This is a genomic window from Paenibacillus jilunlii (assembly GCF_900102965.1).
GTDB classification, from domain to species: Bacteria; Bacillota; Bacilli; order Paenibacillales; family Paenibacillaceae; genus Paenibacillus_AQ; species Paenibacillus_AQ jilunlii.
On record NZ_FNGM01000004.1, the window covers coordinates 135,563 to 155,243 of the forward strand.

Annotated in this window: 21 protein-coding genes; 10 read left to right on the forward strand and 11 right to left on the reverse strand. The window is 52.3% G+C overall.

Annotation, left to right across the window (positions count from 1 at the left end):
• Nucleotides 1–10 precede the first annotated feature (10 nt).
• The gene (locus BLQ82_RS10025; protein ID WP_062523909.1) at nt 11–529 is read right to left on the reverse strand and encodes a hypothetical protein; all 519 of its coding nucleotides are present in this window, start codon (nt 527–529) and stop codon (nt 11–13) included.
• A 95-nt stretch (nt 530–624) separates the two neighbouring features.
• Entirely contained in the window at nt 625–1,650 is a 1,026-nt protein-coding gene (locus BLQ82_RS10030) for an RluA family pseudouridine synthase (RefSeq protein ID WP_062523910.1), read from the reverse strand.
• A 360-nt stretch (nt 1,651–2,010) separates the two neighbouring features.
• Between BLQ82_RS10030 and recQ the strand changes: the two genes are divergently transcribed.
• From recQ to BLQ82_RS10045, 3 genes are read left to right on the forward strand one after another with little or no spacing between them, the layout of a single operon-like run.
• A complete protein-coding gene (gene recQ, locus BLQ82_RS10035; RefSeq protein WP_062523911.1) occupies nt 2,011–3,846 on the forward strand; it encodes a DNA helicase RecQ in 1,836 nt (611 codons plus the stop codon).
• Between the two features lie 15 nt (nt 3,847–3,861).
• Nucleotides 3,862–5,817 carry a B12-binding domain-containing radical SAM protein gene (locus tag BLQ82_RS10040; RefSeq protein ID WP_062523912.1) on the forward strand — a complete coding sequence of 652 codons (1,956 nt, stop codon included), beginning with the start codon at nt 3,862–3,864 and terminating at the stop codon, nt 5,815–5,817.
• A gap of 33 nt (nt 5,818–5,850) precedes the next feature.
• Nucleotides 5,851–6,375 (forward strand): GNAT family N-acetyltransferase, encoded by a 525-nt coding sequence (locus BLQ82_RS10045; RefSeq protein ID WP_062523913.1) that lies wholly within the window; start codon nt 5,851–5,853, stop codon nt 6,373–6,375.
• Between the two features lie 136 nt (nt 6,376–6,511).
• Here BLQ82_RS10045 and BLQ82_RS33180 read toward each other — a convergent pair whose 3' ends face one another.
• The 6 genes from BLQ82_RS33180 to mnmL all read right to left on the reverse strand — a co-directional run bounded on the left by BLQ82_RS33180 (nt 6,512) and on the right by mnmL (nt 10,924).
• Entirely contained in the window at nt 6,512–6,658 is a 147-nt protein-coding gene (locus tag BLQ82_RS33180; protein WP_425281114.1) for a putative holin-like toxin, read from the reverse strand.
• 115 nt (nt 6,659–6,773) lie between these two features.
• Nucleotides 6,774–7,736 carry an alpha/beta fold hydrolase gene (locus BLQ82_RS10050; protein ID WP_062523914.1) on the reverse strand — a complete coding sequence of 321 codons (963 nt, stop codon included), beginning with the start codon at nt 7,734–7,736 and terminating at the stop codon, nt 6,774–6,776.
• A gap of 224 nt (nt 7,737–7,960) precedes the next feature.
• Nucleotides 7,961–8,929, reverse strand: coding sequence for a type I phosphomannose isomerase catalytic subunit (locus BLQ82_RS10055; protein WP_062523915.1), 969 nt, complete (start codon nt 8,927–8,929; stop codon nt 7,961–7,963).
• A gap of 40 nt (nt 8,930–8,969) precedes the next feature.
• Nucleotides 8,970–9,362, reverse strand: a complete 393-nt coding sequence (locus BLQ82_RS10060; protein WP_062523916.1) for a VOC family protein — start codon at nt 9,360–9,362, stop codon at nt 8,970–8,972.
• Entirely contained in the window at nt 9,363–9,968 is a 606-nt protein-coding gene (gene mnmM / locus BLQ82_RS10065) for a tRNA 5-(aminomethyl)-2-thiouridylate-methyltransferase MnmM (RefSeq protein ID WP_062523917.1), read from the reverse strand.
• On the reverse strand, nt 9,968–10,924 hold the full coding sequence (gene mnmL, locus BLQ82_RS10070; protein ID WP_062523918.1) for a tRNA modification radical SAM protein MnmL/YtqA: 957 nt from the start codon (nt 10,922–10,924) through the stop codon (nt 9,968–9,970). The genes mnmM and mnmL overlap by 1 nt, the downstream gene beginning before the upstream one ends.
• A gap of 334 nt (nt 10,925–11,258) precedes the next feature.
• On the opposite strand from mnmL, the gene BLQ82_RS10075 reads away from it, so the two are divergent.
• Together BLQ82_RS10075 and trmB are read left to right on the forward strand one after the other, a co-directional pair.
• Nucleotides 11,259–11,441: a hypothetical protein gene (locus tag BLQ82_RS10075; RefSeq protein ID WP_025703415.1), complete on the forward strand. Its 183-nt coding sequence runs from the start codon at nt 11,259–11,261 to the stop codon at nt 11,439–11,441.
• A gap of 186 nt (nt 11,442–11,627) precedes the next feature.
• Nucleotides 11,628–12,344 (forward strand): tRNA (guanosine(46)-N7)-methyltransferase TrmB, encoded by a 717-nt coding sequence (gene trmB, locus BLQ82_RS10080; RefSeq protein ID WP_062523919.1) that lies wholly within the window; start codon nt 11,628–11,630, stop codon nt 12,342–12,344.
• A 446-nt stretch (nt 12,345–12,790) separates the two neighbouring features.
• Here trmB and BLQ82_RS10085 read toward each other — a convergent pair whose 3' ends face one another.
• Nucleotides 12,791–13,906, reverse strand: coding sequence for an MGDG synthase family glycosyltransferase (locus BLQ82_RS10085; protein WP_062523921.1), 1,116 nt, complete (start codon nt 13,904–13,906; stop codon nt 12,791–12,793).
• Between the two features lie 51 nt (nt 13,907–13,957).
• Nucleotides 13,958–14,485: a phosphatase PAP2 family protein gene (locus BLQ82_RS10090; RefSeq protein ID WP_039839823.1), complete on the reverse strand. Its 528-nt coding sequence runs from the start codon at nt 14,483–14,485 to the stop codon at nt 13,958–13,960.
• Nucleotides 14,486–14,895: 410 nt separating this feature from the next.
• Here BLQ82_RS10090 and BLQ82_RS10095 point away from each other — a divergent pair, with 410 nt between their 5' ends.
• The 4 genes from BLQ82_RS10095 to rplT all read left to right on the forward strand — a co-directional run bounded on the left by BLQ82_RS10095 (nt 14,896) and on the right by rplT (nt 17,570).
• Entirely contained in the window at nt 14,896–16,137 is a 1,242-nt protein-coding gene (locus tag BLQ82_RS10095) for a glycosyltransferase family 2 protein (protein ID WP_062523922.1), read from the forward strand.
• A 285-nt stretch (nt 16,138–16,422) separates the two neighbouring features.
• On the forward strand, nt 16,423–16,920 hold the full coding sequence (infC, locus tag BLQ82_RS10100) for a translation initiation factor IF-3 (protein WP_020427376.1): 498 nt from the start codon (nt 16,423–16,425) through the stop codon (nt 16,918–16,920).
• A gap of 57 nt (nt 16,921–16,977) precedes the next feature.
• A complete protein-coding gene (rpmI, locus tag BLQ82_RS10105; protein ID WP_019912828.1) occupies nt 16,978–17,178 on the forward strand; it encodes a 50S ribosomal protein L35 in 201 nt (66 codons plus the stop codon).
• Nucleotides 17,179–17,210: 32 nt separating this feature from the next.
• Complete coding sequence (rplT, locus tag BLQ82_RS10110; RefSeq protein ID WP_025703419.1) at nt 17,211–17,570, forward strand: 50S ribosomal protein L20; 360 nt, start codon at nt 17,211–17,213, stop codon at nt 17,568–17,570.
• Nucleotides 17,571–17,656: 86 nt separating this feature from the next.
• On the opposite strand, the gene BLQ82_RS10115 is transcribed toward rplT, so the two are convergent.
• Nucleotides 17,657–18,199 (reverse strand): acyl-CoA thioesterase, encoded by a 543-nt coding sequence (locus BLQ82_RS10115; RefSeq protein ID WP_062523923.1) that lies wholly within the window; start codon nt 18,197–18,199, stop codon nt 17,657–17,659.
• A gap of 305 nt (nt 18,200–18,504) precedes the next feature.
• Between BLQ82_RS10115 and BLQ82_RS10120 the strand changes: the two genes are divergently transcribed.
• On the forward strand, nt 18,505–19,587 hold the full coding sequence (locus BLQ82_RS10120) for a BMP family lipoprotein (RefSeq protein ID WP_062523924.1): 1,083 nt from the start codon (nt 18,505–18,507) through the stop codon (nt 19,585–19,587).
• The last annotated feature ends 94 nt before the right edge of the window (nt 19,588–19,681 follow it).

The following is a 19,681-nucleotide window of genomic DNA, read 5'->3' on the forward strand; positions in this document are numbered from 1 at the left end:
CCCGTTATCGTTAATAGATGTTCTCCAATTCCTCTGCACTCTGCAAGAGAAACTTCAGAAGATTGGGGATATCCTCCATTTGCTCTTCGGTAATTTGCCTGTTGAACTTCAGCTCGATGCAGTTGTTGTACGTGTCGTCTTCCTGGCCGTACCGGTAAGTGAGGGATTGAACGGGCTGGAGATCAGGCCCCCAAATCGAGCTGAGGATCTGCCGGGCGGCTGCACACTGGCCGTTCACATTCCGGATCTCCATAAAAAAGCGCAAGACAAGGCCGCAGCCGGGATCACTGCCGGAAGTTTCCAGAATTTCGTCGCTCAGCTCCTTCACCGAGGAGAGCAGAACTACCTGTGACGTCACATTTCTGCTGCCGGCCAGCTTGAAGGACAGGCTGAACTCGCGGGACATCAGCGCCAGGTTCAGCAGATCGGCACGGTCCGTCACGGTAAGAATTCCATCCAGGTTATCGTAATCGTAAATCTGGTTTTCAAAAGCAATTTTGATGTTGTCAAATACAGTGGGATGGAACATAAACCGCACCTTCTTACGTTTCTCTATATTGTATCATGACGTAATTATAGTGAAAAATGTTGCTGACGGAGTTCCCCCTGGTAGAATCAGTGAGTTCAGTTCGAAGGTGCCGGTGCAGAGTATTTCAGGAATGTCTTGGGGATGGCACTCTCAAACGTGAGCAGTTCCCCGGAGGCCGGATGTACGAAGGAGAGCAGGCGGGCATGCAGCCCGAGCCGGCCGACAGCTTTTGTCTCCGCACCATACTTCTTGTCTCCGACAATCGGATGTCCGATATCGGACAGATGCACGCGGATCTGATTTTTGCGCCCGGTTTCCAGGTGCACCTCCAGCAAAGAGAAGTGGCGGTTGCCCTGAATGAGCTTATAGCGGGTCACGGCATGCAGGCCGTCCCCTTCATGGGGACTGGAATACATTTTGAGCGTTGAGGTTTCCTTCAGCCAGGAGCTGATGGTTCCCTCCGTTTTTTTGACAACGCCTTCCACCAATGCCACATAGGAGCGTTCCTTCACCGTTTCTTTCCATGTATTCTGCAGCGTTTGCTGCAGCTGTTCGCTTTTGGCAAACATCATTACACCGGAAGTATCGCGGTCCAGTCTGTGCACCACAAAGACACGGTTATGCGGATTGCTCTGGCGGACATGCTCCATCAGCTGGCGGTAGGCAGTCAGCTCATTGTCTTCGCCGGTGGCGATGGAGAGCAGCCCGGCTTCCTTTTGAATCACAATCAGATCGTCGTCCTCATGAACAATGGTCAGACCGATCATTTCCTTCGCCTGGATTGGCTTTTCAAAATCAATGGTTACGGTTTGGCCCGGATGCAGCTGGAAATTATGTTTGGTTACGGCTTTGCCGTTTACCGATACCTGCCCGCGGGAGAGCATGGACTTAATGGAATTGCGTCCGCGGCTTACAAGGGTCTTCAGCAAAAAAGCCAGCAGCTCGGCAGGCTCCTCCACCGTATACGATTTAACGGGCACCGGTGCTTTGGCCGCTGCTCCCGGTGTACCGCCCGGTTTGCCATTTGGCCCTCTTGTACCGCGCTTGTGCTGGGTTTTGGCATTCATTCCGGGCCTCACGCCGCGTTTGGAACCCTCTTTGGGATTTCGTCTTGTATTCATGGAAGCATTCTCCGTCCTCTAATAATGTACTCCTCAATATACCATGAGCGATAAAGAAATACTATGGAGAGCCGGGAAAGGGGAGGATGTCTTGTTGATCAGCTATGACACAATAATCCGCCAAGCCATGATCAGAAGGGATATTGAAGCATATTTCTCTTTCCAAGCTTGCATTTGACAGCCTCCTTGGGGCTGACCGTTTGGAAGATCAGTATAAAGTGTTGCTTAGAAAAGGCTTTTTTATGTAAATCGGAGAGGCGGAACCTGAAAGGGAAGGCCGGAATTATCCTTCCGGCGGTTGCTCAATACCCCGTTGCCCGGTAAACTAAAGATAGAAAGTCTTAAGGAGTTATGATAGAGATGAAGATGCAAGCACCTACCATGGAACAGGCGCAGGCTGAACTGCAAAAATATTATGGCTATCCCGACTTCCGGGAGGGCCAGAAAAAAATTGTCATGAATTTGCTGGAGGGCCGCGATACGCTCGGGATTATGCCGACGGGCGGCGGGAAATCCATATGCTATCAGGTTCCCGCATTGCTGCTGCCGGGGCTTACGCTGGTCATTTCCCCGCTGATTTCACTGATGAAGGATCAGGTGGACGCGCTGACTACGGCGGGAATTCCGGCTGCATATATCAACAGCACACTGAGCGGCAAAGAAGTAAATGAACGCATCCGCGCTGCGCGCCGGGGAGAACTGAAGCTGCTCTATGTGGCCCCCGAGCGGCTGGAGCTGGACTGGTTCCGCCTGGAAATGGCCGGCCTGTCCATCTCCTGTGTCGCGGTGGATGAAGCCCACTGTGTCTCCCAGTGGGGGCATGATTTCCGGACCAGCTATCTGGCGGTCTCCCCTTTTGTGGACGAGCTGCCGGAACGGCCGATTCTTGCTGCCTTTACCGCAACAGCTACGCCCGAGGTTATGGAGGATATGGTCCGGCTGCTGCGGCTTCGCCAGCCGGGAGTATTCATGACCGGACTGGGCCGTGATAATCTGGCTATGTCGGTGCTGCGCGGGGAGAACAAACGCGAGTTCGTGCTGGATTATACGAACCAGCACTCCCATCAGCCGGGCATTGTCTATGCGGCCACCCGCAAAGAGGTGGATGATCTGTACCAGCGGCTGCAGGCTTCCGGCATCGCAGCCGGACGTTACCATGCGGGGATGAGCGACCAGGAGCGTGCGGAGAGTCAGGAAGGTTTTCTCTATGACGATATCCGCGTCATGGTTGCCACTAACGCTTTTGGGATGGGGATCGACAAGTCGAATGTCCGTTACGTTATTCATTACAATATGCCCAAAAATATGGAAGCCTACGTACAGGAAGCGGGCCGTGCCGGGCGGGACGGAGAGCCCAGCCAGTGTATCCTGCTCTTCAGCGCGCAGGATATTATGACGCAGAAGTTCCTGATCGAGCAGAATCCGCAGGACACGGACCGCAAGGCCAATGAATACCGCAAGCTTCAGCAGATGATCGACTACTGCTATACGACCCGCTGTCTGCGCAGCGCCCAGCTGGATTATTTCGGCGAGGAGCACGGGGACAAGCCCTGCGGGATCTGCAGCTCGTGTACAGATGAACGCGAGCTGGTGGATATGACAGTGGATGCCCAGAAGATATTCTCCTGCATCCACCGTATGCGTGAACGCTATGGCGTCGCGCTGGTATCCTCTGTCCTGAAAGGCTCGCGCAACCAGAAGGTGCTGCAGTACGGCTTCGAGAATCTGCCTACCCACGGGGCGATGTCCAGCCGCACCGAGAAGGAGATTACCGAGAGCATCAATGTGCTGATCTCGGAAGGATATCTGGCCTTGTCGGAAGGCCAGTATCCCGTGGTGCGGCTGCAGCCGCTGGCTGCCGAAGTGCTGCGGGGCCAGCGGCAGGTCCTGCAGCGGGTGGCCCGGGTGCGCAGCACCGGAGGCAGCTCCGGCGGGCGTGACCGCAGCCGCGTGCGCGATCTGTCGCCGTCGGCGGTGAATGAGACGGTGTTCGAGCAGCTGCGCCTGATCCGCCGCGAGCTGGCGGGGCGCGAGCATGTGCCGTCCTACATTATTTTCAATGATGCGACCCTGCGCGAGATGAGCGTGGTTTGCCCGCAGACTGAAGCGGAAATGCTGAGAGTCAAAGGGGTCGGTGAAGTGAAATACCGCAAATACGGCAAGCCGTTCCTGGAATTTTTTCAAAATGAAATGTAAAGAGGGTTATCAGGCATGAAAATCATCCTGGCTACATTAAATGCCAAATATATTCATACCTCGCTGGCCATCCGCCTTCTGAAGGCGTACAGTGAGCATGAGTTCAAGGATATCCATTTGGCGGAATATACCATCAAAGATCCCGTGATGAATATCGTGTCCGACCTCTTCCAGAAGAAACCGGATGTGATCGGGTTTTCCTGTTATATCTGGAATATTGAAGAGACCGTCAAGGTGATCGGGATTCTCAAGCAAGTGATGCCTGAGGTTACGGTTGTGCTGGGCGGGCCGGAAGTATCGTATGAGCCGCTTTACTGGATGCAGCGGGAGGCCGGGATTGATTTTGTCGTGAACGGCGACGGGGAAGAGACCTTCCACCATCTGCTCCAGGAGCTGCGGGATGACCGCAAGTTTCATTTTGTCTATGGAGCTGCGTACCGCAAAGGCGAAGAGCTGATCGTCAATCCGCCGCGTCCCAAAAGCGATCTGAACACCCTGCCGTCCCCGCACCGGTTCCCGGATGATCTGCCGGATCTCGGCAAGCGGATTGTCTATTTTGAGACCAGCCGGGGTTGTCCGTTCAACTGCCAGTTCTGCCTGTCCAGTATTGAGGTGGGTGTGCGGTACTATGATATTGAACGGGTGAAGTCGGATCTGCTCTATCTGATTGAGAATGGTGCCAAAGTCATCAAATTTCTCGACCGCACCTTCAATATCAACCGCAATTACGCGATGGAAATGTTCCAGTTCCTGATCGACAACCATCAGGGCTGTGTGTTCCAGTTCGAGATTACAGCGGATATTATGCGTCCCGAGGTGCTGGATTTCCTCGCTGAGAACGCACCTCCGGGCATTTTCCGCTTCGAAATAGGCGTGCAGTCCACCAATGATGAGACGAATGAGCTGGTCAAACGCCGCCAGAACTTCACCAAGCTGTCCCGCACCGTCATGAAAATCAAAGCCAGCGGCAACATCGATCAGCATCTTGATTTGATTGCCGGGCTGCCGCAGGAGGATTATGCCACCTTCCGCAAAACCTTCAATGATGTATTTGCCATGGAGCCGGAAGAGCTTCAGCTCGGGTTCCTCAAAATGCTGCGCGGCACCGGGCTGCGGGCCCAGGCGGCCAAATACAACTATACGTATATGGAGCACGCGCCATATGAGATTCTGAGCAGCCATGTGATGCCGTTCTCCGACATTATCCGCCTCAAGCGGCTGGAGGATGTGCTGGAGAAGTATTGGAACAGCCACAGGCTGGATCACTCGGTGAAATACCTGATCCGCCATGTGTTCAAATCGCCGTTCGATTTCTTCCAGGAGTTCGGCGATTACTGGGAGGCGCGGGGCTGGCAGAAGATCGGCCATCAGCTGGAAGATCTGTTCACCCGGCTCCATGCCTTTCTGACGGACCGCAGAACGGATTCCATGCCCATCATCACGGGACTGATGAAGCTGGATTATTTCCTGGGCCACAAATATAAGCCGCGTAAAATCTGGTGGGATATTACGCTGGACAAATCGGAGTGGTCCCATTATATGCAGAAGATCGCCGGTCATCCGGAGCGTCTCTCTGCCAGGCTGGCAGATGCGGGTTTCAGCGAGCGGGAGCTGCAAAAGTTCACTGTACTCGAAGTGCTGCCGTTCCGTCTGGAAGCCGTGCTGGACTCGATCAGCGGACTGCGCTTTGACCCGGAAGCCGTGGCTGTTGCTGAAGGGGCCGGACATGCTGACGGTATGCCGGACAACTTCAGTCCGGCAGGCGGCATGGAGGCAGGTGCGGGAGCTGCTGCGGCTAAGATGGGGGCTGCGAATACGGCAGCGTTAGCTGAGATGCCGCTTGCGGCAGCGGACAAGAGTTCCACCGCTCTGGCGGAAGCTCTGCCGGATGCCGGTGGAAGCACCCTGCTGGTCGTCATGTACCAGCAGGACGAGAGCCAGCGGGCGCAATATTACGCGCTGCCTTTGTAGGCAGGCCCGCTTGGGCAGGGAAGGGGAGAGAGAATGAACACTGCTGTTTCTTTGTGTTTATATGAAGAAAAGTACAAGGAAGACCTGCTTGCCTTTGAGCTGCCGCCGGAGCAGGCGGAGTTCACCGGTTTGCCGGAAGAGACCTTGTCTGAAGCTTTAGCCAACCCCGATAAATCGGCTGTCGTCATTGCCCGGAAGGAACAGGCTGTGGGCTTTTTTATTCTTCACCGTGGAGAGGGGATTGCGGACTTTTACCCGAATACAACCGGGGCCATACTGCTGCGTGCGTTCCTGATTAACTATGCCAGCCAAGGCCAGGGAATAGCCAAAGCTGCGCTGGTGCTGCTGCCGGACTTCATCAGAACTCATTTTCCATTGATCCGCGAAATTGTACTTGCTGTCAACGAGCGGAATATTGCTGCCGCAAGCCTCTACTCCAGAGCAGGCTTTCTTGATAAAGGGCTCCGCCGCAGCGGGCACAAGGGGCCGCAGAAAGTGCTTCAATATGGATTAGGAGAGCCAATGGTAGAGGTTCGTTCAGCCTCGGAATTTATGTAATAAAATGGCTTGTGCTATAATACAATAAAAAAGGAGCTGTGTCACCAGCACAGCCCCGTTGTACAACCACTGCTGAAGAGCAGCCGGTCGTCCCGTTTTATTTGGTTGGAGTAGACCGTTACCTTACAGGGGCGGTCTATTTCTTTTTAATGTAGCCGAGCAGTGCCAATATGAACATACCGAACATGAACATTAGGGTAATAGCATCTTTAACGTCCATTACCTCCACCTCCCCCAGGGAGTGCGCCTGCTGCTCATGAACATTGTTGTACAAGAGAATCATATCACATTTAGTATGTTAAAAAATGGAGCATTAGTAGATTTATAGCGGAAAAATACAAAGACAGGCTTTCCGTAACGGACGGAGAGCCTGTCTTTTATACGTTTTTACCTGATAGCTAAGGAGCAACCGGCTGAAGCATCAGGGATTCCGCCGGAAGATGCCGGACGAGCCAGTCCAGCACATCCGCAGTCACCTCATCCCGGTTGACCTCGTTGAGCATTTCGTGCCTGCCTTCCGGATACAGCCTGTATTCCACATCTGAAATTCCATGCTCCCGGTAGATTTCTGCCAGTCGCAGCACGCCTTGACCGTTCATACCGACCGGGTCTTTGGCTCCAGCGAATAAGTATACAGGTTTATCCTTGCACAGGGTAACCAGTGTTTCGCGGGAATGGATATCCCGCAGCAGCCGGAAGAAATCGCGGAAGAACCGGGTGGTGCAAATCGCTCCGCAGAATGGATCAGCGATGAAGCGGTCCACCTCCTGCGTATCACTGCTCAGCCAGTCAAAAGCGGTCCTCACCGGCGTGAAGGACCGGTTATATGGACCAAACACAATCCCATTCAGCAGAACACTGCGGTGGCGCATCCCCTGCAGCCTGAATTGCAGACCCGCCAGTGATTCTCCGAGCCGGAGCATCGTGCGCGGCCCGTTAGTGCCGCTGAGAATGAATCCGGCATAGATGTCCCGGCCCTCCTCACACATCAGCTTCTGTGCCAGAAAGGAGCCCATGCTGTGGGCCAGGAGAAAGATCGGCAGGCCCTCATGCCGGGAGCGGGCGATTCCGGCGAGCTGGAGCAGATTGCGCCGCATCCAGTAGAATCCATTCTCGCCGGTATCGCCGAGCAGCTCAACCCGGCCTGCGGTTAGCCCGTGGCCGCGGTGGTCATTGGCATACACCGCATAGCCTGCTCCTGTGAGCGCCGCTGCAAACCGGGCATACCGGGCGGCTGTTTCACACATGCCGTGGGCAATCTGGACAATCCCCCTGACCGGAGCCTCCGGTTCCGGCAGCCATTCATACACATGAATGGCGACCCCCAGCGGATCGGTCATCTTAAAAGTGTTTTCCCTCATACCGTTCCTCCTAAAAGTTTTGTGAGCCATACTTCTTGGAGATTGCTGCGTACAAAACTTACTTCGGAAGCATAGGCTTGGTTCTGTGAGCCATACTTCTTGGAGATTGAGCAATAATGTAACAGTAAAGCGGACACACAATAAAATTTTCCTGCAACCGCTTCGGAGGTATGGACCTGGGTTTGAGTCTTACCCGTTAATTAATATGCGGACCCAGGCCTGGCTTATGGCAGATAAGAACGCAGCACCGTGGAGTGGCCTTCGATTCCGTAAGCCCCAAGGGTGGATGGAAGCAGGTAGCATTCTCCAGCCGAATAAGGCTGGGAGCCGCCTTCCCAGGTCAGATGCCCGCTGCCTTCGCAGACCACGAGAATGGTGAAGCTGTCCGGTGTGGTGGAGAGGCTCCATTCTCCGTTTACGACCCCTTTTTCTACAATAAAGTAGGGGGAAGCGGCAATCTGCAGCCACTCTCCGGCCACGGCACCATCTGTCTTCATGGAGGTTGCGCCTGCACCTTCATATGCGGTTACGTTAAGCGAATCCTCGATATGAAGCTCACGCGGTTTGCCATCCAGATTCGGACGGTCGTAGTCGTAAATCCGGTATGTAGTGTCGGAGTTCTGCTGAATTTCCGCTACAACCACTCCGGCGCAGAGTGCGTGAACCGTTCCGGCCGGGATGTAGAAGGCGTCACCGGCGGAGACAGTGATTTCCTGCATGCTGTCCATGACCGTACCGCTTTCCAGCGCCTCGCGCAGGCTTTCGCGGGTTACACCATCTTTAAGACCGTAGATAATTTTGGCGCCCGGTTTGGCGTCCAGCACGTACCACATTTCTGTTTTGCCCAGTTCTCCCTTTGGCAATCCTGCATAATCATCCGTAGGATGCACCTGTACTGACAGATTATCGTTGCAATCCAGCAGCTTGATCAGCAGCGGGAACCGGCCGCCGTCCTTCGGGCTGCCCTTGCTGCCGAACCATTCTTGGCCGAACTGCTCGCGGATCTGATCCAATCCTTGTCCGGCAAGCTCGCCATTGAGCACCGAAGAGGTGCCGTTGGGATGATCGGCTATCATCCATCCTTCGCCAATGTGGCCTTCCGGCAGCTCCAGGCCGAATTTTTCCAGGGCCCGGCCGCCCCATACACGTTCTTTGAACTCCGGTTGAAATTTTAGAGGATAAGGCTTAGTCATCACTGCATCTTCCTTCCCGATTATAGAATAATGTGCTTACTTACCTGTTTTGTGCAGATTCGAAGAATTCCAGCTTCTCTCCATCCGGCCCGTCAAAAAAGAAATAGCGGCTGCCGTTCGCCAGCGTTGAGATCCCGGTTAGAGCAGGTATGCCGAGTGCGGCAATTCTTCTGTGCTCTTCCTCAATATCATCTACCGTGAAGGCGGCATGACTTACTCTTCCTTCCTGGGGCAGGCCTTCAAACACCCGTTCAATCAATTCTACCTCTACACTGGCCTGTCCGGGAAAGCTTAGAAAAGCCAGGCGCAACCCGTCCCCCGCTTCGCCCAGAATGCTGCGCAAGGTTAACCCGATGACCTCCTGGTAAAATTGCAGCGAACGCTCCAGATTGTTCACTTTGATGCCAATGTGCTCCATCTTGGTTACGGCCACTTACAGATCAGCTCCTTTTTTCTTCTCGACCGCCAGCGTGTAAGGGGCGGAGGCCCGCTGCAGCTGGCGGTAGACGATCGCTTGCGCCTGGCGGGACGGAAGGCCTGCCGCCCAGGCTTCCACGGCGGCGGCTTCCCGGTCCCCGCCTTCGTGGCCGGGATAGAGGACGGCCGTGATGATGCCGCCCGGCCGCAGCAGCGCGAGCGCGGCCTCCAGCGCGGCCAGCGTGCCCGCCGGCTCGGTGATGATGGTCTTGTCGGCATCGCCCGAGGGCAGATAGCCGAGATTGAACATCACCGCCGAGACCGTTCCGCGCCAGTCCGGCGGAACGGCTTCCGCCATTGCTGCATGGCTCTGCAGCAGCAGCGTTACGGGAGACAGCGCCGCCTGCGCTTCCTCCCGGGCCAGCCGCAGGCGCTCCTCGGCCAGAGCCAGCGCCGCAGGCTGGATGTCGAAGCCGTACACCCCGCCGCGCGGCCCGGCCGCCTTGGCGAGGAACAGCGTGTCGGCACCGGTGCCCACGGTGGCGTCAATCGCCCGGCCGCCCGGCTGGAGGCGGCCCTCCGTTAATTTATGAGCAAAGCTAAGGACCGACATAAAGCCCATTAGCTCTTCCTCCAGTATTTACCCTGCCAGGTATCCCGGGCAAGCAATTCATCATCAATGGCGTTCAGCACTTCCCATTTCTTAAGGCTCCACAGCGGCCCGATCAGCAGGTCGCGCGGGGCATCGCCGGTCAGGCGGTGCACAATCATTTCCGGCGGAAGGAGCTCAAGGGAATCGGCGATCAGCTTCACATATTCGTCCTGCTCCAGAAAACGCAGGAGGCCGGCTTCATATTGCTTCACCATCGGCGTTTTGCGCATCAGGTGCAGCAGATGGATTTTGATGCCCTGCACGTCCATGTTCGCCACTGCGGACACTGTATCCAGCATCATTTCATGAGTTTCCTGCGGCAGGCCGTGAATAATGTGCGTGCAGACACGGATGCCATGACGGCGAAGCTTCTGGACGGCGTCAATGTAGCACTGCGTATCATGCGCCCGGTTAATCAGCTCAGAGGTAGAGTCATGAATGGTTTGCAGGCCCATCTCGATCCAGAGATAGGTCCGCTGGTTCAGCTCAGCCAGGTATTCGACCACATCATCAGGGAGGCAGTCGGGACGCGTAGCGATAGACAGGCCGACTACGCCCGGCTGCTGCAGAATAACTTCATAATATTCTCTGAGTTCCTCGACTGGAGCATACGTGTTCGTATAAGCCTGAAAGTAACCGATATATTTGGCATACGGCCATTTCAGATGCTGCCTGTCCCGTACATTATTGAACTGGGTCACCAGATCATCGCGGCGGCTGCCGGCGAAATCCCCGGAGCCTCTGGCGCTGCAAAAGGTACAGCCTCCCTTGGCGATGGAGCCGTCGCGGTTGGGACAGGTAAAGCCGGCATCGAGCATGACTTTGAACACCTTGGTGTCCATATGCTCACGCATTTCATAATTCCAGGTATGGAAACGTTTATCCCCCCACAGCAGTGGAGAAGAGGTCTGTAGAAGGTTGGACATGCGGTACTCCTTTCTCTAAAATATAAGGATTTATCTGTCCCGCGCCATCAATCATCCTTATATTTCTCGCTGAAACGAAACGCCCTTGCAAAAAGGCGAAGCCGTTTCTACTTAACCTTTCCATTGTATCAAAAATCAGCGGTGAACGTAACATGAAGGCCGCTGGAATTGAGGCGGAAAATAGGCCGGAATAATAGCGTTTTCATCTTGATAATGCTTACACCTTATGTTATATTTAAAATGTAAAAAAGCCGCTGCAGCCCACATAATTTTTATATCATGAATTCATAATTTCGTGTCGCAAGGTTCATAATAAATTCAAGAGGTGATCACGATGAATTCTCAAACGGCTTATGCCGAAGGCAAAGGCTCCATTGATGTGCAGCTGACTCCCGACGAAGCGCTGGCGCTTACGGGCGTTGAATTTAACGGCAATCACAAGATCAAGACGGAAGCACAGCGCAAGATCCGCAATGCCTTCGAGAAGACATTTGATTTTAAGTCTTCTGCCAAGTAGACTAAGAATTGCATGAAACCATGGACCCCAATTCCAAATACAACAAAAGGGAGTTCTTCATCCGGCCGTACCAGGCCAGGTGGAGAATTCCTTTTTTTTCGGTGAAATCCCTTTACATTTGCGGACAAGTTCGGCACAATATTGCAAGTGACAGTGTACGTATTAGAGAAAGCGGAGGAATACCTTATGCGTTTACGCGGAAGAAAAGGAATACGTGAAAGTCTGGAGGAGCAGACCGATCTGGTCATCCTCGATCCACGCAGCCTGAAGGGGCGGTGGTCTGAACTGTTCGGCAACGATCATCCCATTCATGTGGAGTTCGGCATGGGCAAGGGACAGTTCATCAGCCAGATGAGCTTCAAATATCCCGATATTAACTTTATCGGCGTTGATATGTACGATGAACTGATCCGCCGTGCGGCAGAAAAGGCCCGGGCAGCCTGGGAACCGGCAGGACAGGAGACGCCGCCTAATCTTAGAGTGGCGCTCGCCAATATTAACTATGCAGAGGAAGTGTTTGCGCCGGGGGAGCTGGAGCGCATTTACCTGAATTTCAGCGATCCATGGCCCAAAAGCAAACATGCGCGCCGCCGCCTGACCCATCCGCGATTTCTCGACAAATACCGCGGCCTGCTCAGCCCGCTTGGCGAAATTCATCTGAAGACAGACTCGCGCAGCCTGTTTGAGTTCTCACTGAATGCTTTTGCTGACTATGGTCTGCAAATGAAGAATATCTCCCTTGATCTGCATCCGGACGGAGTGATGAACGAGGAGCATGTCATGACTGAATATGAAACCAAATTTTTCGGCCGCGGAGTGAATATTCACCGCTGCGAAGCCATTGTGGGTGCGGAAGCACTGGCGCGCTACCAGGCCACCCGCCTGGACAAGTACCGTCTGTAATTGATGGAGTGGACGCTAAGGAGTAAATGGTGCTGGGGCAAATTAGTTATCCTAATTCCAACTATCACTTGCTGGTAAGCGGGAAGTGGAACTTAATTTCCCTGGTTCCGCTTGAGTTTGTTATGATCCAAGCAGGGCGGCTGGACGATGGGGAAGAATCGTTTCGCCATGGTGGGAGCGGATTACAGGGGCATCAGGCAACCTAAGATTAAAATCAAAAACGGCTGCACTGTCCAGCGAAGGAGGGTGCAGCCGTTTTGATCAAATATAAGAAAGTATATGCTGTACGATATCCTTTGTCCTTCTATTTCTCGCTGAAACGGTACCTGAAAGCGATACTCTGTATCGCTGCTCCGGAAGCATAGGCTCCCTTAAAAGGACGGCGAAGCCGTTTCTGCTTGTTCATAAACTATATAATTGCTTAGGATTCGGTGTTCTTCCTGGCGCTATTCCAGCATATCAATAATGCTCTGGGCGCTCTGCAAGGGATGGAAGCGGGCGATTTTATCCAGGTGGCTTTGCCGTTTGGCCTGTACCTCATCATAGCTGTAGAGCAGCCGTTCCATCCATCTGTCGACCACCTTCAGTGAAGATACCGGTTCGCCCAGTCCTGCGGCCGTGAAATAACGGCAGTTCTCTTCTTCCTGGCCGGGCAGCGGGTCATAGAACAGCATGGGTATACCCTTGGCCAGGCCTTCGCTGCAGGTCATTCCTCCCGGCTTCGTGACCAGCAGATCGGAGACTTCCATCAGCTTGTCAATTTCACGCGTGAAGCCGATCAGGGAGATGTTGGGATGGCTATAGAGCGGATTCTCCTGCATCCCGCGGAGCAGCTTCTCATTTTTGCCCAGGCAAAAAATAATCTGGATCTGATCACGCCATCCAGCCAAAGCTGCGTTGATGACTTCATCGTTCATCAAGCCCCAGCCTCCGCCCATAACGAGCACGGTCGGCATCACCTGCAGGCTGAATTGCTTCAGAATATCCGCTTTGCCCGGATGCTCCCAGAAGCTCGGGTGGACCGGCATGCCGGTGACCTGGATTTTGGCTGCAAAGACGCTGCGGTAGCGCAGCTTGGTTTTGACCTCAGGAGTGGAGACCAGATACCGGTCCACTTCAGGGCTGATCCAGGTGGCATGTGCATCGTAGTCAGTGATGACCGTGACCAGCGGGGCCTTGAAGGCCGGGTCCAGCCGTTTGAGCCGGGAAACCACGGCACTGGGAATGAAGTGGGTGCAGACGATAATATCCGGTTTCAGCTGCTTCATAATATTTTGCGTATGTGTATAAAAAATGCGGTGCAGGGCAAGTGTGGTAAGACGATTGAATGATTTCTGGTGACGGTACACATACCCCATCAGCCTGGGCTGGGAGGTCACCGTCTTCCGGTATGCCGATACAATCAGAGGCGCCAATCTGGGATTTAGAAAGCTCCCAAGCTCCAGCACCTTTGTTTGCAGATTAGGCGACAATTTGCGCAGGCTGCTCGACAATGCGTAAGCTGCTTGCGTGTGCCCTGCGCCGAAACCTTCCGACAGCAATAGTACTCTTTTTTTGCGCAATGTATAATCCACCTGTTTCCGTGAATGATATTCGCCGTTCCAGCGCAGGCGTTAGAACCACAGGGCAATGGTGCCCGCAGCGACGCCAGAGCCTATAACCGCACCTGCAACAACGTCTGATGGATAATGCAGTCCAAGATAGATCCGCGAAAATCCGACAATGCAGGCCAGCGGCAGCAGTATGGCGGTAAGGACAGGAAAGGCCACCATATAAGGAACGGTAGAAGCGAAGATAGCTGTAGTATGGCCTGAAGGAAATGAGTGGTCCTTGAGCGGATTATGGAACGTATTCGTGCCCGGCAGCGCCAGATACGGCCGCACCCGCGGGTAGAGCTTCTTGGCGATGGCAACAGGCAGATGACTGATGGCCAAGGCAATGAGGGCCTGCAGCCCTACAGTTCTCAAAGGCTGGGGAGACAGCGCCCAGATCAGCAGATTAATGCCGATGGCACTTGTGGCCCCGCCCAGATGGGTCAAATAGAATAGCCAGAAGTTTAGGAATGGGTTATGCAATCGTCCATTGATCCACTTGAACAGGCGCCGCTCCAAGAGATGCAATTTCATGAATAAATGTCTCATATCTTGTCCCTCCGATAGTCCGGCTGAAGATAATAGGCGCAGCTGCAGCAATCCGGTCTATGCCATAAAGCTGTCTTTATCATACTTTTTTAAGGTAGTCCATTTCAAGGAAAAGCTCGGGTAAGCTCGAAAAATGCCAGTTTTGACTTCATAGCCACTTACACCTTACAATGATTCAAGCAGGCGGAACGCGTTTAAAAGGTAACAGAGAAATAGGGAGCCGCAGCTGCGGCATCCGGACAACATCTTTTGACGTGATAAATATACAGGCATGCCTGCCTTAGCCAAAAGGGAATCTAGTGGTCTTACTGTAAGGAATGCAACAAAAGGGTCAGAAAGAACGTCAGCAATGCCAGAGAGAGAAAAAAACAAAAGAACATCAAGATTCGAAAAGGGGGCATCAAAAGGTCATGACAGACGCATTGTTTGTTACGCTCCAAGTGATCTTGGCGGCAATTGCAGTCTATCAGTTTACATTTTCGTTATTTGGACTGCACAAGAAAAAGAACAAGGCACAGTTTGCTCCGCAAAAATCATTTGCTGTACTGGTTGCCGCACACAACGAGGAAGAAGTCGTCGGCGCGCTGATGGAGAATTTGAAGCAGCTTAATTATCCCCGGGAACTGTACGATGTATTTGTCATCTGCGACAACTGTACGGATGGTACGGCAAAAATTGTAAGAGAGCACGGCATGAATGCCTGTATCCGCACCAACACCAACCTGCGCGGCAAGGGATATGCGATTGAATGGATGCTCAAGGAGCTGTGGGCCATGCCGCGGCAGTACGACGCTGTCGTAATGTTCGATGCCGACAACCTCGCTCATACGGAATTCCTGACAGAGATGAACAATGATCTCTGCTCCGGCGCAAAGGTTATTCAAGGTTACATCGATACTAAGAATCCGGAGGATTCCTGGATTACGGCCGCTTATGGTGTATCTTACTGGTACATCAACCGGCTCTGGCAGCTGTCGCGCCATAATCTGAATATGGCGAACTTCCTTGGCGGAACGGGCATGTGTTTCGAAACCAATCTGCTTAAAGAAATGGGCTGGGGAGCGACAAGCCTGGTAGAGGATTTGGAATTCACGATGCGGAGCGCATCCAAGGGCGTCTATCCCAAATTCAATTATGACGCGAAGGTATTCGACGAGAAGCCGCTGACCTTCAAGGCTTCCTCCAGACAGCGTCTGCGCTGGATGCAGGGGCACTTCACAGTTGCACGGAGATATTTCTTTCCTTTGCTGTGGCAGAGTATAAAAGAACGCAGCCTCACGAAGTTTGACCTGGCACTGTACGGTGCCAATGTCTATATCGTGCTGCTGACCTTCCTGATGACGGCTGTAATGTGGGTCGACAACTCCATGTTCGGAGGTCCGCATATCGCCAACATTTATGGCAAGCTGCCTTTGTGGCTCAGCTATTTTGCAGTCGGGGCCAATATCCTGACCTTCCTGCTCGCAATGGCGCTGGAGAAGGTCAAATTCAAGAAAGTCTACCTGTATTTGCTGGTCTTCCCGGTTTATCTGATTTCCTGGTATCCCATTACGTTCTATGCGTTCTTTACGCAGAACAACAAGCAGTGGAGCCATACAAAGCATACGCGTGTCGTACGGCTTGAGGAAGTTCAGAGCAAGCAGGTTTCCTAATTAGAGTTATTTTTCAAGAAATGTACTTGCAGTTCTTGACACAGCTTGTAGAGTGATGTATATTATTCAAGTATGCAAAACATAGGGATTGCAAGCAGAAGCACCGGCTTCTCACCTGACTGGCCTACGCCAGCTGGTTTTGATCTCAATGCTTTATGGATGTTATAATTCATGAACGTTGATCAAACGGGGTGTCGGGAGTTACCGGCACCCCTTTTTTATGGAGAACCGCAGAGTTGATTTCCCAAGTAGATCCGGAGGTGGAGTATTATCAGTAAGGAACATATGATCAATGATGAAATTCGGGCCAAAGAGGTTCGGTTGGTTGGAGCGGAAGGCGAGCAAATCGGTATCAAACCGATCCGCGAAGCGTTGCAGATGGCGATTGATCTTAATCTGGATTTAGTCAACGTAGCACCGCAGGCGAAACCGCCGGTATGCCGCATCATGGATTACGGCAAGTTCCGTTATGAAACACAGAAGAAAGAGAAGGAAGCACGCAAGAACCAGAAGATCGTGGATATCAAGGAAGTCTGGTTCCGTGCCAACATCGAGGAACATGATTATCAGACCAAGTTCCGCAACGTTATCAAGTTTCTGGGCGAAGGTGACAAGGTGAAATGCTCTGTCCGCTTCCGTGGACGTGAGATTACCCACGCCAGCATCGGCCAGAAGATTTTGGAACGTGTAAAGAGCGAAGTGGAAGATATTTCTGTTGTGGAGCGCCAGCCTAAGCTGGAAGGACGCAGCATGATTATGATCCTGGCTCCCAAAGCCCAATAAATTTGGAGTCACTTGCACAGCAATTTGGCGCCGCATAATATTCAAGGAGGAAACACCATGCCTAAAATGAAAACCCACAGCAGTCTGAAAGGCCGTTTCAAGATTACCGGATCCGGCAAAGTACTGCGCTATAAAGCTCACAAGAATCATTTGCTTTCCCACAAATCCAAACGCGCAAAACGCGTTCTGAACGGCAATCCGGTTATGGCCCCTGGGGATGTAAGACGCTTGAAACAAGGACTCGCTAACTTGAAATAGTATTATCACACATTTTTGGGAGGTTTATTAATATGGCAAGAGTTAAAGGCGGATTTGTAGTTCGTCGTAGACATAAAAAAGTATTGAAACTGGCAAAAGGTTACTTTGGTTCCAAGCACCGCATTTTCAAAACTGCCAACGAGCAGGTAATGAAATCGATGCTGTACGCATACCGTGACCGTCGTCAGACTAAGCGTAACTTCCGCAGACTGTGGATCGTGCGTATCAACGCTGCAGCCCGTTTGAACGGCCTCTCCTACAGCAAGCTGGTATTCGGTCTGAAACTGGCTGGCGTAGAAGTGAACCGCAAGATGCTGGCTGACCTGGCAGTAAACGACCTTAATGCATTCAACTCCCTGGCTGTAGTAGCCAAAGAGAAGATCAACGCGTAAGCATTAGAAGTAACCGAAAAGCACCGCCTGCGGGATATCCCGTGCGACGGTGCTTTTTTTTGGGCGTTTGAAAGTGCTGTGAGCAATTACTCCCAGTATTTCGTTGTACTCAGTTGGGATGCCAGTAATTTGCTGCTTGTTCTTCTGATCTTGCGCAGCTCGGAACGCTGGTCTGCTGAGGCGCTGATGAGCTTCTCTTCGTCGGTCTCTGCGATGATCGCGGGTACCGGGGCCGGAGTGCCGTCTTCATGGACGGCTACAAAGGTGAGAAAGGAAGTGGCGGCAACTGCGCGTTCGCCGGTATATAGGTTTTCCGAGATGATTTTGACAAAGACTTCAATGCTGGTTCTGCCCGTCCAGGAGACGAAGGATTCAAAACACACGGAATCACTCGGCCTAATGGGCAGGAGGAAGTCAACAGAGTCCGCTGAGGCTGTTACGACATTTGTGCGGCAGTGGCGCATTGCAGAGATGGAGGCCACTTCGTCAATCGTACTCATCAGCTTGCCGCCGAACAGCGTCTTATGATTATTGACATCATTCGGGAATACACGGCTTGTCTTGAACACGCGGGATTCCCGGCAGTATTTGAAGACGGGTGCAGCTTGGGGTTGGTTTTGATCATCCATTAGACAGTACTCCCTTTTTTACAATATGTAATCATCCATGATAATAGAAAACTCATAACTGTGCAATAATATATATAATGCACCGAAGTAAATCAAGTCAATCCGAGCCTTTCTGACATAGTTTGTTCATTTTATTGACATACAATGTAATGGTAAGCGATTTCTTGTGGAAAAATGCAAATTATTATTGACCTGAGGTCATTAATGGACTGGATTTTAGGTTTTTTACCAGTTATAATTTGACTTAATGGTATGTCCAAGCAGAACACAGAAGACATCCAATTTCTTAAGGGGGATCACACTCGATGAAGAAGCTTTACCAACTTTCTCTTGTTATGTTGCTGGCATTCACTGTCATTCTGGCAGGCTGCGGAAACAATAACAACAACTCCGGCAACGCAGGAGGCAAAAACGCCGGAGCAGCAACCAATGCGCCAGCTGAAGCAACAGCAGCGCCAACGGATGCTCCGAAAACCGACGTTAAAGTAGGTATGGTTACCGACGTAGGCGGCGTAAATGACAAATCATTTAACCAATCCGCTTGGGAAGCTCTGCAGGCTCTTGAAAAGGAAACCGGTATTGAAATCAAGTATCTGCAAAGTAAATCCAATGCAGACTATGAGCCGAACCTGAACCAATTCGTTAAAGGCGGCTACAACCTGACTTGGGGTATCGGTTTTGACCTTGGCGATGCTATTAAGAAGGTTGCTACTGAGAATCCGAATGCCAACCTTGCAATCATCGACAGCGTGGTAGATGCTCCTAACGTTGAATCCGTAACTTTCTCCGAAAATGAAGGTTCCTTCCTGGTTGGTGTGGTTGCAGGTCTGACTACGAAAACCAACAAAGTAGGTTTCATCGGCGGCATGGAAAGCCCGGTTATCAAACGTTTTGAAGTTGGCTTCAAGGCTGGCGTATTAGCTGTTAACCCTAAGGCAACAGTGAAAATCACATACGCTGGTGCGTATGACAAGCCGGACATTGGTAAATCTCTGGCTGCGACCCTGTACAATGATGGCAATGACATCATCTTCCCTGCTGCAGGCGCAACTGGCAACGGTGTATTTAACGAAGCTAAATCCCGCAACAAAGCAGGCGGCTCTAAAGTTTGGGTAATCGGTGTAGACAAAGACCAATCCCTGGAGTTTGGCGATGATGTAACCCTGACTTCCATGATCAAACGTGTAGACGAAGCGGTTAAGAAAGTTTCCCAGCAGGTTGTTGACGGAACCTTCAAAGGCGGCACTACAACTGTACTGGGTCTGAAAGACAACGGTGTAGGTCTTCCTGAAACTTCTAAGGCTAACGTATCCGCTGATATTCTTGCCAAGGTGGACGAATATACCAAACAAATCATCGATGGAACAATCAAAGTTCCTGCCGAGTAATACTAACTTGACGTTTCTTGCATTACAATAATGAACAAGGGACAAGGCCGGTTATTGAGCTGGCCTTGTTCCTTGTTAGAGACACGCATCCGGC